General features: G+C 39.3%; 15 protein-coding genes and 2 other annotated features. Of the genes, 7 read left to right on the forward strand and 8 right to left on the reverse strand.

Annotated features, from left to right (window positions below; genetic code table 11):
- Positions 1 to 88: 88 nt before the first annotated feature.
- A complete protein-coding gene (locus PL11_RS01070; protein ID WP_335621931.1) occupies positions 89 to 316 on the forward strand; it encodes a hypothetical protein in 228 nt (75 codons plus the stop codon).
- A gap of 109 nt (positions 317 to 425) precedes the next feature.
- Here the strand turns inward: PL11_RS01070 and PL11_RS01075 are convergent, their stop codons facing one another.
- Positions 426 to 860, reverse strand: coding sequence for a MerR family transcriptional regulator (locus PL11_RS01075; RefSeq protein ID WP_035165708.1), 435 nt, complete (start codon positions 858 to 860; stop codon positions 426 to 428).
- Positions 861 to 1085: 225 nt separating this feature from the next.
- Here PL11_RS01075 and PL11_RS01080 point away from each other — a divergent pair, with 225 nt between their 5' ends.
- From PL11_RS01080 to PL11_RS01090, 3 genes are read left to right on the forward strand one after another with little or no spacing between them, the layout of a single operon-like run.
- A complete protein-coding gene (locus PL11_RS01080; RefSeq protein ID WP_052127753.1) occupies positions 1086 to 2504 on the forward strand; it encodes a DHA2 family efflux MFS transporter permease subunit in 1419 nt (472 codons plus the stop codon).
- Entirely contained in the window at positions 2504 to 3235 is a 732-nt protein-coding gene (locus PL11_RS01085; protein WP_035165710.1) for a DUF4811 domain-containing protein, read from the forward strand. Before PL11_RS01080 ends, PL11_RS01085 begins: the two co-directional genes overlap by 1 nt.
- Before the next feature lie 10 nt (positions 3236 to 3245).
- Positions 3246 to 3464, forward strand: coding sequence for a hypothetical protein (locus PL11_RS01090; protein ID WP_237047502.1), 219 nt, complete (start codon positions 3246 to 3248; stop codon positions 3462 to 3464).
- A gap of 68 nt (positions 3465 to 3532) precedes the next feature.
- On the opposite strand, the gene PL11_RS01095 is transcribed toward PL11_RS01090, so the two are convergent.
- The 3 genes from PL11_RS01095 to PL11_RS01105 all read right to left on the reverse strand — a co-directional run bounded on the left by PL11_RS01095 (position 3533) and on the right by PL11_RS01105 (position 6653).
- Positions 3533 to 4399 carry an NAD(P)-dependent oxidoreductase gene (locus PL11_RS01095; RefSeq protein WP_035165711.1) on the reverse strand — a complete coding sequence of 289 codons (867 nt, stop codon included), beginning with the start codon at positions 4397 to 4399 and terminating at the stop codon, positions 3533 to 3535.
- The gene (locus tag PL11_RS01100; RefSeq protein ID WP_052127620.1) at positions 4399 to 5373 is read right to left on the reverse strand and encodes a dTDP-glucose 4,6-dehydratase; all 975 of its coding nucleotides are present in this window, start codon (positions 5371 to 5373) and stop codon (positions 4399 to 4401) included. The genes PL11_RS01095 and PL11_RS01100 overlap by 1 nt, the downstream gene beginning before the upstream one ends.
- 110 nt (positions 5374 to 5483) lie before the next feature.
- On the reverse strand, positions 5484 to 6653 hold the full coding sequence (locus tag PL11_RS01105) for an iron-containing alcohol dehydrogenase (RefSeq protein WP_035165714.1): 1170 nt from the start codon (positions 6651 to 6653) through the stop codon (positions 5484 to 5486).
- Positions 6654 to 6927: 274 nt separating this feature from the next.
- Positions 6928 to 7159 (forward strand) — a binding site (T-box leader).
- Between the two features lie 42 nt (positions 7160 to 7201).
- Between PL11_RS01105 and PL11_RS01115 the strand changes: the two genes are divergently transcribed.
- Positions 7202 to 8374: a trans-sulfuration enzyme family protein gene (locus PL11_RS01115; RefSeq protein WP_052127622.1), complete on the forward strand. Its 1173-nt coding sequence runs from the start codon at positions 7202 to 7204 to the stop codon at positions 8372 to 8374.
- Between the two features lie 181 nt (positions 8375 to 8555).
- On the opposite strand, the gene PL11_RS01120 is transcribed toward PL11_RS01115, so the two are convergent.
- The 4 genes from PL11_RS01120 to trhA form a co-directional block, all read right to left on the reverse strand.
- Entirely contained in the window at positions 8556 to 8993 is a 438-nt protein-coding gene (locus PL11_RS01120; protein WP_152638981.1) for a hypothetical protein, read from the reverse strand.
- A gap of 91 nt (positions 8994 to 9084) precedes the next feature.
- Complete coding sequence (gene hisD, locus PL11_RS01125) at positions 9085 to 10374, reverse strand: histidinol dehydrogenase (protein ID WP_035165718.1); 1290 nt, start codon at positions 10372 to 10374, stop codon at positions 9085 to 9087.
- 55 nt (positions 10375 to 10429) lie between these two features.
- Positions 10430 to 10693 (reverse strand) — a binding site (T-box leader).
- 64 nt (positions 10694 to 10757) lie between these two features.
- The gene (locus tag PL11_RS01130; protein ID WP_052127623.1) at positions 10758 to 11444 is read right to left on the reverse strand and encodes a CPBP family intramembrane glutamic endopeptidase; all 687 of its coding nucleotides are present in this window, start codon (positions 11442 to 11444) and stop codon (positions 10758 to 10760) included.
- A 76-nt stretch (positions 11445 to 11520) separates the two neighbouring features.
- A complete protein-coding gene (gene trhA / locus PL11_RS01135; RefSeq protein WP_035165720.1) occupies positions 11521 to 12171 on the reverse strand; it encodes a PAQR family membrane homeostasis protein TrhA in 651 nt (216 codons plus the stop codon).
- Positions 12172 to 12308: 137 nt separating this feature from the next.
- Between trhA and PL11_RS01140 the strand changes: the two genes are divergently transcribed.
- Both PL11_RS01140 and PL11_RS01145 read left to right on the forward strand, forming a co-directional pair.
- Complete coding sequence (locus PL11_RS01140; protein WP_052127624.1) at positions 12309 to 12755, forward strand: DUF1836 domain-containing protein; 447 nt, start codon at positions 12309 to 12311, stop codon at positions 12753 to 12755.
- A gap of 100 nt (positions 12756 to 12855) precedes the next feature.
- The gene (locus PL11_RS01145) at positions 12856 to 13230 is read left to right on the forward strand and encodes a hypothetical protein (protein WP_035165722.1); all 375 of its coding nucleotides are present in this window, start codon (positions 12856 to 12858) and stop codon (positions 13228 to 13230) included.
- Positions 13231 to 13475: the final 245 nt, after the last annotated feature.

Below are 13475 nucleotides of genomic sequence, written 5' to 3' on the forward strand. Positions count from 1 at the left end.
GAGAACTAGATTGCACACAAAATTCATATAATCTTCACGGAAAATTCAAGGTGTGTATCAATTGCATTTAAGACCGATTATTTTTAAAATGATAGTCGAAAGGATAGTGATTAATATGTTAGAAATCACCTATAAAGACGGAAGTTCTACAAGCAAGATCACTTATAACAGCGTTGATGACTTTATCGCAAATCAACGTCTAGAAACTCCAGACCTTGAAGATTATTATGAAATCGAAAACGCAACTATTGATGGTAAGGAAGTTGACTTATCTGATAAAACTATTATGGGATTGTATAAACAACTATCAGACTAAGTATCAAATCAGTTAGATAAACCATTAATAGCTTAATAACAAAAGCACCACGTAATTCTTTTAAAAGAATTAACGTGGTGCTTTTTATAAATCTCATAAAGATTAATATTTAGCTGATGTCTTCAATTTCAAAAGAGGTCTCTCCATTTTCGATGATGCCCCAAACTCGCTGTTTCTTAGAATTATCAAGGTATCCAAAGTCTAGAAGAAACTTGTTATCAGCCTCTTTTTTTAGCCCCTTAAACTGAGTAGTCATAAATTGTTTGACTACTGGTGCAGCCTCATCAATTTTTAAAGCTTTCTCAACAGCAGCACTCAACGTGAACCCTCGATTCAAGAATCGTTGGATGTTCACAATTCTAATCAAGGTGTGCATATTATACTGCCTAGACGCACCTTTTTTAGTCTGAATTGCTGAAATGTATTTTTGCTGCTCCCAATATCTTAATTGCCGAGAAGATACTCCAGTAATTTTTGATACTTGGCCAATGCCAAAGATTAGCTTATCAGTGGCTAGAAATGATTTTTCTGGAATTTCTTCCATAACCTATTCACCTACAATGTGTTTTTATTAACTCGTTAGACAACAATCGAATTATAATTGGTAATTTTTTATTCGTCAATATTATGTATTCGATTACATTTGTCAAGTTAGTTGACAATGAATTAAGTTGAGCGTAATCTATCTTAGACTTTGTTTTTTGAAAGGAAGATAGTATTGTCTGAAAAAGTATTAGATGCAAACGGCAAGCCGTACAGTCGTGGCTTAATGGTTGCCACCATGATTTCTGGTGCGTTCTTGACCATCTTAAGTAGTACGATGTTAGCTACCGCATATCCAGCATTGATGAAGGCGTTTGACGCCTCCACTTCAACCGTCCAGTGGTTAACCACTGGTTTCTTAATGGTCAACGGGGTTATGATTCCAATTTCAGCCTGGTTGATTAGCAGATTTAGTTCCAAAACATTATATATGACTGCAATGTTTTTATTCTTAATTGGAACCACATTAGCATTTACCGCCAACGAATTTGGTGTAATCTTCGCCGGCCGAATTATTCAAGCAATTGCCGTGGGAATCTCAATGCCCCTAGCACAGACAGTTAACCTTTCGATTTTCCCTCCTGAAAAGCGGGGAACAATCATGGGTACCTTAGGGCTAGCGATGGGATTGGCTCCTGCAATCGGTCCAACACTATCAGGTTTCATCATCGATAGTTATTCATGGAGAATGTTATTTGGAATGTTAATTCCTATTAACATTCTGGTTATTATAGTAGCTTTCTTCACCGTTAAGAAAGTTCTTCCTACTTCAAAACCTTCTCTAGACATCATCTCAGCAGTATTATCAACTGTTGGTTTTGGGGCTCTCCTTTACGGGTTCTCAGAAGTCGGTGACAAAGGTTGGGGCAGCTCAGTTGTAATTATTTCAATTCTATTAGGATTAGTAGTAATTGCATTGTTCGTTGTTCGCCAACTTAAGGCAGAAAATCCTTTCTTGAACCTTCGAGTATTCAAGACAAAGGCATTCACGATCACTTCCCTACTTTCAGCCGACGTTAACGTTGCCATGGTTGGGGTCGAAATGGTTCTGCCAATTTACTTACAAACGGTTCGTGGCGATTCAGCATTAGAATCTGGTCTGACCTTGCTCCCAGGAGCTTTGATGATTGGTATCATGAGTCCAATTACTGGCCGAATTTTTGACAGAATTGGTGCTAAGCGCCTTGCAATGTCAGGACTAATTCTACTTACTCTTGGAACTGTACCTTTCCTATTCTTAACTAAGAATACCCCAGTTCTATTCCCAGTTATTACCTACGCAGTTCGAATGGTCGGAGTTGCCATGACATTAATGCCAGTTACGACTTCTGGTATGAACGCTCTGTCACTTGACCAAATTAGTCACGGAACTGCTGTAAACAACACCCTTCGTCAGGTTGCAAGTTCTGTCGGAACAGCTATCTTGGTAAGTATCTTGAGCAACGTTACCAAAAACTCAATGCCAGGAAAATCACTATTAGATTCAATGCCGCTACTATATAAAGAACACGCGACTAACGCTGTCTTAAACGGTTATGCCGCAGCGTTCCTTGTTGCAATCGTGTTCTCACTGATTGGACTAGTATTGACATTCTTCTTAAAGAACGAAAACACCGTTAATCCACTCGCTGGAGGTGACAAATAATGGGAATCGCTTTAATCGTAATTTTCTCCGTATTTTTCATTTACTCATTCGTTTTGATGAAACAAGGTTCATTTAGAACCACAACTTGGCTAGTTTCACTAATTGGATTAGTGCTAACTTTAGTCACAATCACAATGGGTGATACCCAACATTGGGGCATGAAGCCAGCTACTATTACAACCATTAAAAGAATTGATCCTGCATTTGCAATCAAAGATATGGGTCTAAATGTAGCCATCAAAAAAGATTTGGGAACTAAGGGTGAAAACGTAGTGGTTTACAAAAACCAAGGCGCTAAGAAAACTACTCACACCCAACTTGATTCAAACACCAAAAATAAGTTTACCCGTGTGCGCGAACACTCATCACAAATCATCACCACTACTAAAGAGTACACATACAAAAACACATTCTTTAAGTTTATGTATGCTGGCTTGGGGACTAACCATGAATATGTTTCAAGAGTAAACAACTTCCAAATTACGGACGATTGGGTTGTCCTTACCCCATCACAAGTCAAGAAGATGCAATCTCAAATGAAGAGTCAACAAGCTAACTCAAAAAAGATGTTAGCCTCAGTAATTAAACAACAAGTTACAGCAGCAAAAATGAAGAATCCAAAAATGAGTGCCTCACAACAAGCAGAATTAGTCAAAAAGATTAAGACTGCAGCGATTGCTAAAGCTTCAACTCAAGCAAAGCAAAAAATAAAGGCTATGTCCGTCGAGTAACTTTGCTATAATGATTGCGAAAGGAATGATTAGTTTGGGCTTTACACCGACACTTATCTTCGCAGACATCTGCTTAATTATCTCAATCGGAATTGGTTTATTAATTCAGGCAAACAACTTTCCGAATAACGTCAAAATCGGTTTGATTATTTTAGCTGGAATCTTTTTGATAATCTCAATTAGTATCAATGCGGTTTCAGCAGTCAAACGGAGAAATGAACGTAAATAAAAGACTGTAATCCACTGTCTTCTAAAACAATAAGGAGCTACGATGTTTTCAACTTCGTAGCTCCTTATTTATTTTTCCGTCCACAATTTTATCAATCCCTGGGTTCCAAGTTCCCCCCAATCATCAATGGAAACCATCTTTTCGTATAATTTTTTTGCTACCGCTGTTCCTGGAAGGGATATCTTCATTTCATCGGCAACTGAAAGCACAATTCGTAAGTCCTTCAAAAAGTGTTTAGCCATAAACCCTGGTTGTAAATCCCCTTGGAGGATTCTTGGCCCATAATTATCCATACTCCAGTTCTGGGCAGCACCGCCACCAATCATCTTAATAACGGCATCAAGGTTAAGGCCAGCTTTATCAGCATATACAAGTGACTCAATCATCCCCGTCATCGTTCCGGCAACCATGATTTGATTAGCCATCTTAGCATGTTGCCCTTCACCTGTTCCGCCAAAGTAGGTTACGGCACTTCCCATAGCTTTAAAAATCGGCAGTTGCTGTTCAAACGCTGATTGCTTGCCGCCAACCATAATCGTTAGAGTTCCACTTTTTGCGCCCACGTCGCCACCTGAAACTGGAGCATCTAAAGCAGCCACCCCTATTTTATTTGCGGCTGAATAAATCTTCTCAGCCAACATGGGCGAACTCGTTGTCATATCAATAATCGTCTGTCCTTCATGGGCGTTAGCTAAGACTCCGTCCTTACCCAAGTACACCTCTTCAACATCGGCTGGAAACCCGACAATTGAGATAATAACGTCAACACTGCGAGTGAGACTAGCGACATTATCTTGCCACTGTGCGCCATTATTGATAGCAGCTTGGGCATGATCTTTAGTTCTGTTATAAACATCAACTTGGTATCCTGCCGCCAGTAGATTTTTAATCATCCCTGTACCCATGATCCCAGTACCAATAAATCCAATTTTCATCACTGTTTACCCACCTTCCGCTGTTCTAACCATGAATAATTACCGGTATACCAGTCCACCAAATCCGACAAGTCTGACATTATATTATGACTTGCTTGCCATCCCATCAGTTCAATCGGCTGACCAGTAATCAAGTAATTAAGATCATGCCCTGGGCGATCCGCAACGTGTTTAATTAATGATGCAGGTTTATTAAGCCGTTTCAAAATTTGAGTAACTAATTCTAAATTCGAAACACTCTGGTTACCCGGAACGTTATAAACCTTACCCGACTGGCCTTTTCTTAACACTAGGTCGATTGCCCGACAATTATCCTCCACTGATAACCAACTCCGGCAATTATTACCTACTCCGTATATCGGCACCAGCTGATCTGCAACTGCTCGCTTAATAATTTTAGGGATTAACTTTTCTGGATACTGTCTAGTCCCGTAATTATTGGCGGACCTAGTAATGCATACATCCTGTCCATATGTCCTGTGATTAGCCAACACCATCATATCAGCAGCAGCCTTGGATGCCGCATACGGAGATGAAGGTCGTAAGGGGCTATCTTCCGAAAAATGTTTACCATTTAAATGTGAATCCCCGTATACTTCATCCGTGGATATTTGGATAAACCGGGAAATTCCCTTTTGTCGAGCAACCTCTAACAACCTAACTGTGCCGTTAACATTACTCATCAAAAATGGCTCTACATCGGCAATGGAGTTGTCAACATGGCTTTCAGCTGCAAAGTTGACAATTGTATCGATTTTAAATACATCTACCCATTCAGCGATCAGATCACTTTGATTAATATCAGCCTTCCTAATAAACAATCTATTGGGAAACTGTAGCGAAAGATTCCGTAGAAAGTTAAAATCGGCCGCATAAGTTCCCTTATCAACTACCAAAATCTTGTCAGCTGGATAAGAATTCAATATTAAGTTGCAAAAGTGGCTACCAATAAATCCCGCTCCACCAGTCACCATAATGTTCACAGAATCACCCAATCACATTTTTAGTTCTATTATAAGAGTTAATTGGGCAAAAAAAATGAATTTCAGCAATTACTGAAATTCATTTACAGAGATAATATTGATTATTCTGCGTCGTAGGCTTCTTGGAACAACTTAACTAATTCTTCTTTAGTACCCTTACGTGGGTTTGAAAATGCGTTTCCATCCTTCAACGCGTTTTCTGCCATCATTTCAAAGTCTTCTGGTTTGGCACCAATCGCTTTAATACTACGAGGAATGTTAACATCATCGGCCAATTGACGCATTGCCTTGATTGACAATTCTGCAGCATCCCTAGTTGATAGTCCAGTGGTATCTTCACCCATAATTCTAGCTAACTCTGCAAAGCGTTCTGGTGCGGCAATGATATTATACTTTTCAACGATTGGTAATAACATCGCACAGCAAACACCATGGGGAGCATCATATTGACCACCAAGTTGGTGGGCCATAGCATGGACATAACCAAGATCAGCATTGTTAAATGCCATTCCGCCAAGCATTTCTGCTTCAACCATTTTAGTTCTGGCATCAACGTCGTGACCGTTAGCAACAGCTTGACGAAGACTTTCTTCAACTAACTTGATTGCTTCCACACATTGGCCATCAGTAATGTCATTACGGTTGGTTGACACATATGGCTCAATAGCTTGAACAAAAGTATCCATTCCTGTTGCAGCAGTTAAACCCGCAGGAACGTCTAGCATTAACATTGGGTCATTAAACGAAACCAATGGAACGTTCCGCCATGAAACAACAACAAATTTTAGCTTAGTTTCTTCATTAGTAATTACACAGTGGCGAGTTAACTCAGATGCCGTTCCAGCAGTTGTGTTGACAGCCATCAATGGAGGAAGTGGATTATCAAGAGTTTCGATTCCAGCTAGCTTAGTGATATCGTCACCATTGGTTAAAATAATTCCAGTTCCTTTACCAGCATCATGGGAGGAACCCCCACCAACAGTGATGATACTGTCACAGTTATTATCTAAATATACTTGTTTAGCGGCTTGAATATTTCTAACCTTAGGATTTGGTTCAACCCCATCATAAATTGCATAATCTACTCCAGCTTCATCAAGTGATGACAAAGTTTGGGCAACTGGACCGTTGTCCATTGAGCGTAAGAATTTGTCAGTAACAATTAATGGTTTGCTCATGTTAAGCATCTTAGCACGATCACCAATTTTCTTAATTACCCCTTTACCAAAAAAATTCACGCTTGGCATTAAGAAATCAAAATTTTCCTTCATCAATAAAATCCCCTTTAAATAAATATTATGATAACAGTGTTAATCATATCATCGCCCTTACGAGATGTAAATAATTTCACAATAGTTTTTTGTTTATTTTTAAATCGTAAAAAAGCCTGTATTGTCAGTCTATGTAAGCGTTATGCTATAAACTGTTTTCGGACTCCTTTTGTGTTGTTCATCCTGGAATGTTGTGAACAATTTAATTAATCTCGTTAACTTAACATGGGATTGACCGAGTTTACAAAAGGCGGTAAACTAACTTCAATTTAATTATTAGACAGTGATGAGAAGAGTAATCATCTGAATTTAATAAAGAGAGCTTCGGTTTCACGGTGAGAGAAGATAAATTCAGTTGATGAAGATGATCTCTGAGTCTAGTTGCGGTCTTTTGGCTAGTAACTCGTTGGCAATCGTTAACTTGCACGGTATTCTTACGAGAGTACTGATAGAGATGCTAGCCATGACTAGCAAACCAGGTGGTACCGCGAAATTTCGCCCTGAACAATTATTTATTGTTCAGGGCTTTTTATTTGGAGGAATGAACAATGACAGAAAATAGACTAGATACAATTCTCGCTCAAGCAGGTAACCGGAACAACCATGATCAATACGGATCAGTCTCCACTCCACTTTACTTTTCATCTAACTTTAGGCATCCTTCTTTAGAGGAGGTCGAGGCTAGTGATCCCCATTCAGGATATTCATACTCACGACTCTCGACCCCCACTCGGGACGTACTTCAAGACACCTTAGCTAAGATGGAATCTGGCTGTGCTGCATACGCTGTTAGCTCTGGAATGGCAGCAATCCAGTTAGTGTTCAGTTTGTTTAAAACTGGTGACAAAATTATCACCTCAGATGATTTATATGGAGGCTCATTTAGATACTTCGACTACCTTGAATCTCACTACAACATCCAGTTCACAAAGTGGAACGGAACTGATTATGATGAACTCCAACAACTAGTTTCTCCAGATACTAAAGCAATTTGGCTGGAAACACCTTCAAACCCGACAATGAAAATTATCGACATAGATAAAGTTGCTAATATTCTTCACACGGCTAATCCAGAATCACTAGTTTGTGTGGATAATACATTTCTAACTCCCGTATATCAACAACCCCTGACTCAAGGAGCAGACATTGTGGTCCACAGTGCTACTAAGTATCTTTCTGGACATAATGATTTACTCGGTGGTGCCGTCATCGCTAAAAAGCCACAAATTGCCGAAGAGTTGGAATTTAATTTTAATACCACAGGGGTAACCCTTGATCCATTTGACTCATGGTTGTTACTTCGAAGTTTAAAAACCTTATCTGTCAGAATGGAACGTCACACCAGTAACGCTCAAAAAGTTGCTGCCTGTTTGAGCAATGTTCCGTGTATTGAAAAAGTCCTGTACTCGGGACAAGGTGGCATGGTCAGTTTCTACCTATATAGTGAGGATAAAGTCCGTCAATTACTAGATAATCTTAAAGTGGTTGCATTTGCAGAAAGCCTTGGTGGCGTTGAAAGTTTGATCACGCTACCAGCTAAGCAGACCCATGCTGATATGACCGAGGAGGCTCGGCAAAAACTGGGGATCACTAGCACCTTGCTTCGGCTCTCAGTTGGCTTAGAAAATCCTGATGATATCATTGAAGATATTGTTTCAGCACTGGGTGAATCTCTTGGTCAAGAAAACCCGAGTCCATCGCCATACGCTAACATCAACTAAATATTTTATGACACAAAAAAAGCCGACGATTTACATTTCGTCGGCTCTTTCTTATAGCATCAGCTATTTAGTTGAAACCTTCACAGCTGATGCTTTAAGATTATTTCCAATTGTCAAAAAGCATCACCTCCTTTTTTTGTTGTCAATAAGATACAACCATTTGTAGGAGAATGCAAGTAAATTACCCTAATGCATTATAAGTGTACTTATGCTTGATCTTTTGGGAGGTGTAAACGTCATACGAACCAACTCCGTAGGATCTAATCAATACCTTTTTATACGAACCTTTGATCAACTTTTTAGTAGTTTTGAATTGTCCTAATGACTGGGATTGCTTACTTGATTTATTTAGCATGTACCACGATCCCCATTTAGAAACGCTCAGCTTTTTATATCCCTTTTTTGATGGGGTATATTTTTTCCCATCAAACGTAACTGACTTGGGAGTCACTTTGATTTGGCTAAATTTTGACTTTCCTTTATAACAGTACCAGGTTCCTTGAATCTTCGCAGGCGTTTTGGTGCTTGCTTGTGCAGAAACTGGTTGTGTGTTTGCCGCCAAAAAAAGTCCAAACAGAGCTACAAACATCAAAACCGAATTTTTAAATACTTTCAACATGCTATCACTTCCTTGCAAAAATTATAGCATGCGTCCCATTTCCCTGCGGTTACTGTCCATCGACAATTGCATTACGGATGTAAGACACGGTTTACATCTGTTCTCCATTAAAACGGCTTTCAATTGCTCTGGCGTGGGCTTCTAACCCCTCAACTCTGGCAAGAGTGGTAATATTCTTGGCATCCTTTTCTAGAGCATCTTTGGTGTATGAAACAAATTGAGTCTTTTTAATAAAATCGTCAACTCCTAACGGCGAGAAGAATCTGGCCGTTCCACCAGTTGGCAATATGTGGTTGGGGCCTGCCAAGTAATCCCCCAGCGGCTCGGACGCGGAGAATCCAAGAAAAACTGAACCAGCGTTTTTAATTTGGTTAAGGTAAGAAATCGCATCATTTAACTGCACCTCCAAGTGTTCAGGAGCAACGTCATTCATCAATTCAAATGCATCGTCAATGTTCTCAACAACTGCAATAAACCCTTCATTATCAACTGCAGCTTGAGCAATTTCCCGTCGTGGTAGTAAAGCACATTGGCGATTAACTTCCACACTTACCTGACTTGCCAGAACCTCGCTATCCGTTACTAGTATTGGTCTGGCTAGTTTGTCATGTTCTGCTTGGGAAAGAAGATCTGCAGCTACCTGACTTGGGTTAGCATCATCAGAAGCAATAATTCCAATTTCAGATGGTCCCGCAATCATGTCAATGTCAACTTGACCAAATACCATCTTTTTAGCTGTCGCAACAAAGGCATTTCCTGGGCCAGTAATTTTGTCGACCTTCGGAATCGATTCAGTACCATATGCTAGGGCAGCAATTGCTTGAGCACCACCTACTTGGAATACTTTATCGACGCCGGCAATTTTCGCTGCGGCTAAAACTGCTGGTTTAATTCCATCCTTTTGTGGTGGGGTGACCATCACCACTTGTTGAACTCCGGCAATCTTAGCTGGAATTACATTCATCAGAATAGATGAGGGATATGCAGCCGTTCCTCCAGGGACATATACCCCTACTGATGCTAAAGGCGTAATTTTTTCTCCCCGAATGATTCCCGGTTTGTTAGCATCAACGAAGTTATTTTGAACTTCCATTTTATGAAAGGATTCGATGTTTTGTTTTGCTTCCTTTAACGCGGTTAAAACTGCTTGATCTGTTTGCTCATATGCAGCATCGATATTTTCTTGACTGACCAAAAAATCGTTAATTGAAATATTATCAAACTGTTGGCTGTATTCCTTTAATGCTGAATCACCCTTACTACGAACGGTTCTAATTATTTTTTCAACTGCTTCCTCGACTTCTTTTCGATTACTCACTTCTTCAGTTCTGGTATCAACAAACTTCAATAAATTTGGTAATGTGTCCTTTTCAATGCGCATACTATATCCCTCCATTTTCACAAACAAAAAAATCCCCAGAAATTGTTATCCAATTTCCGGGGACGAATTAACTCGCGGTTCCACCTCGTTTTGTCACCACCTCACGGTAAGTGACCTCACACTGCCAATAACTAGTCGTCTTGATAATATAATCAAAAGAACAGTTACGGTAGCAGTGGTAACGCTCGCTAGCGGGTAATCCTACTTAATTCAGATTACCAGTTCATAGATGTGGTTCACTGCCGTAACCAACTCCTTCTCACCAGCGGAGCTCTCTTTATGGATGCTAAACAGCTACTTTTCTAATCATAACTTCATGTTTGTAATTTGTTTTTAATTTTGATTGTCTATTAATTTACCACATCAACATCAATTGTCAATTATTATTTCGTAAAAAATTGCATTGCAAAGACAAAAACTGCACCCGCAAAGCTTGTAAAGTCAAAGATGAAGTGGGTCACAATACTTTGCCAAATATTTTTTGACCAATAATAAATTAGCCCAAAGAATGCCCCAATCACCATATATGGAATCATCTGCACCACAACTCCGTGAAAATTGTTCCAGTGGATAAGGCCAAAGGCAATTGACTGAACAAAAAACATAAGCCAAAATCCTAATCGGCTATTTTTAAACTGATAAAACATTACGTGCCGATATACGATTTCTTCAGTAAACGGTGCAAATAATGAAGTCAAACTGCCAATCACCATTATTCCTGCGCCCGTTGCTAGCATGTCTCCGCCATGTTGACCAGAAGCAGACAAGCCAACGGTCTTTAATAACGCCCTGGTTGCCGCCAATAGAACATAAATTCCAATGACAGATACAAATGCTAGTAGTAAATTGCGTAACCAATGGTGTTTCCAAACCTGCCAGTTATCTATCAACACATCTTTATACATACTGATTGCAACGATCATAACGGCAAGCCCAAGAACAACTGCGGCAACTACCCGCATATTTTGTGAATGAATTAAATTAAAATAAGACCCGATCCAAAGTTCAATGAATGGTAATGCTATCACCAAAATTGTCTTCCACCAGTTAATGGTTTCTTTTCTCTGCATATTTTTCTCCCTAAATCATTGATAGGTTGACAGTATCACAACCCATTACCAGTTTAAACGAGAAAGGCTTATTTTGCTAAACATTAATATAAATTGAAAGAAACATTGCTAAAGTGCCGCCCATTACGAAAAAGTGCCAAATTAAATGGAGTCCAGGAATTCCCTTCAAACTGTATATTAATGCGCCAACTGTAAAAGTAACCCCTCCAGCAACTAGTAGCCAAAATCCTGTTGGGGCTAATGCTGCATACAACTGCTTTCCAAGAATTAAACATAGCCAGCCCATTACTACGTACACAGTAGTTTCAATTTTTTGATAGCGGCCATGACCAAGTATGTGAAAACAAATCCCAGAAATGCTCAGAATCCAGATTACCGCTAACAGAATGTACGAAGCTGTGGTATGCAAAAACACAATACAGTAAGGTGTGTATGATCCAGCAATTAGGATAAAAATGTTACTGTGATCAAGAATTTGAAAGATACGCTTTGCCCTTGTAAACACAAAGCAATGAAACAGTGTTGATGCTAAATATAGAATCATCACCGTCGCAGAATACACAGCGAGACTAGCAATCGCAACCGCTGATAAATTATCTACAACCGCCTTATGAAGCAACATTACCGTTAACACAATTGCAACAATAAAAGACACACCATGCGTTACTGCGTTGAACACTTCGTATGTAATTAACTTGCCAGTAATTTTTTGTTTGACCTTTTGCATTTATTGACACCACCTTTACCAATATAATAGCGTCATCCAGTGGCCTAGTCAAGATTAAGTAGATATCAAGTCTACTTAATCTGGATTATAAAATTCTTTTATGCGATAATATATAAAAACGTCCAAGGAGTCCATTTATGGAAAATAAATTAATCCTCACCCTTCCCCACTACCAAGCATTACCCACGATTGGTCTTTACATGGACCAAGTTCTGGGCATGGTCGAACAGTACACGAGCTCGTTCGTAGATCAACCAATCACTAAGTCAATGGTTAATAGCTACGTAAAAAAGGGGGTAATTGAAAAACCAACTGGTAAAAAGTACAGTCAAACTCAACTAGCGGAAATTATTTTGATAGTTCTTTACAAACCAATCTTTAGTTTACCCGCAATTTCAAAGGTCCTTAGCCAAGCTAGGTCTGCAAATGAAGTATCCCAAATTTTTGATATTGTCGTTGATCACTTTAACGCTCAGCTAAGGAAAGTAACCGAGCAATCACCCCAAAATGAAGATTTATTGGCACAATCGGCAGAATTACTAGCTAGCAGATTGGTCATTGAACATCGGATAAATTTACTTTAGGAAAACGCAACCTTCTTTAACAAATATTACGATTATATTTCATTGACATCTTTTTGTAACATTGTATACTTTAGTCAATCAAAAAAAGGAGGAGATTATTATGAAAAAAATCTCAATTGTCATTGCAAGCGCGGTTCTTGCTCTACCTTTAGCATTTTCTGCACCACTAGCAGCTAATGCTGCTCCTAAGACTTATAGCTACACTGTTTCAAAAGCAATTACTTACAAGAAAGCAAAAGTTTACCATACTAAGGATGCAACCCCATACGTATTTAAGGGTGCATTTATGGCGGACAGACCAACGGTTAGCTTCCAAGCTAAGGCTAAACTGAAGGCTGGCACAACTTATTACGTAACTAAGGCACTTAAGGTTCAAAATAAGGCGAAGAAGAACGGTACATTCCTTTACGTTAAGGGTAATGGCTGGATTGCATCGTCGAAGTTGACGGCCGGCAAGTTTATGCAGGCGGATTGAGCGTAACAGAATTCTTTGATTTCGTCTTAACGCCCCCACAAGGATGGGAGCACTACATGAATCTTTGATTCAGTCGTAGTGCCCCGACAAAAGCAACAGTTAGTGAATCTCGTGAATATACTGTCCCTGCTGCCAATCAGTCGTAACAGCGACTGTGTGGAGCCATTAAAATAGAAAACAATCCCAATACTAAAAAACAGGTTTCGATATTTAAAATAAAAATATCGAAACCTGTTTTATTTCTA

The organism is Lentilactobacillus curieae (assembly GCF_000785105.2).
Lineage (GTDB): Bacteria > Bacillota > Bacilli > Lactobacillales > Lactobacillaceae > Lentilactobacillus > Lentilactobacillus curieae.

Excerpts from the sequence above, each read along its gene's own strand:
- PL11_RS01070 (WP_335621931.1), top strand. The coding sequence starts at position 89 with ATGATAGTCGAAAGGATAGTGATTAATATGTTAGAAATCACCTATAAA.
- PL11_RS01075 (WP_035165708.1), bottom strand. The coding sequence starts at position 860 with ATGGAAGAAATTCCAGAAAAATCATTTCTAGCCACTGATAAGCTAATC.
- PL11_RS01080 (WP_052127753.1), top strand. The coding sequence starts at position 1,086 with ATGGTTGCCACCATGATTTCTGGTGCGTTCTTGACCATCTTAAGTAGT.
- PL11_RS01085 (WP_035165710.1), top strand. The coding sequence starts at position 2,504 with ATGGGAATCGCTTTAATCGTAATTTTCTCCGTATTTTTCATTTACTCA.
- PL11_RS01090 (WP_237047502.1), top strand. The coding sequence starts at position 3,246 with ATGATTGCGAAAGGAATGATTAGTTTGGGCTTTACACCGACACTTATC.
- PL11_RS01095 (WP_035165711.1), bottom strand. The coding sequence starts at position 4,399 with ATGAAAATTGGATTTATTGGTACTGGGATCATGGGTACAGGGATGATT.
- PL11_RS01100 (WP_052127620.1), bottom strand. The coding sequence starts at position 5,373 with ATGGTGACTGGTGGAGCGGGATTTATTGGTAGCCACTTTTGCAACTTA.
- PL11_RS01105 (WP_035165714.1), bottom strand. The coding sequence starts at position 6,653 with ATGAAGGAAAATTTTGATTTCTTAATGCCAAGCGTGAATTTTTTTGGT.
- PL11_RS01115 (WP_052127622.1), top strand. The coding sequence starts at position 7,202 with ATGACAGAAAATAGACTAGATACAATTCTCGCTCAAGCAGGTAACCGG.
- PL11_RS01120 (WP_152638981.1), bottom strand. The coding sequence starts at position 8,993 with ATGTTGAAAGTATTTAAAAATTCGGTTTTGATGTTTGTAGCTCTGTTT.
- hisD (WP_035165718.1), bottom strand. The coding sequence starts at position 10,374 with ATGCGCATTGAAAAGGACACATTACCAAATTTATTGAAGTTTGTTGAT.
- PL11_RS01130 (WP_052127623.1), bottom strand. The coding sequence starts at position 11,444 with ATGCAGAGAAAAGAAACCATTAACTGGTGGAAGACAATTTTGGTGATA.
- trhA (WP_035165720.1), bottom strand. The coding sequence starts at position 12,171 with ATGCAAAAGGTCAAACAAAAAATTACTGGCAAGTTAATTACATACGAA.
- PL11_RS01140 (WP_052127624.1), top strand. The coding sequence starts at position 12,309 with ATGGAAAATAAATTAATCCTCACCCTTCCCCACTACCAAGCATTACCC.
- PL11_RS01145 (WP_035165722.1), top strand. The coding sequence starts at position 12,856 with ATGAAAAAAATCTCAATTGTCATTGCAAGCGCGGTTCTTGCTCTACCT.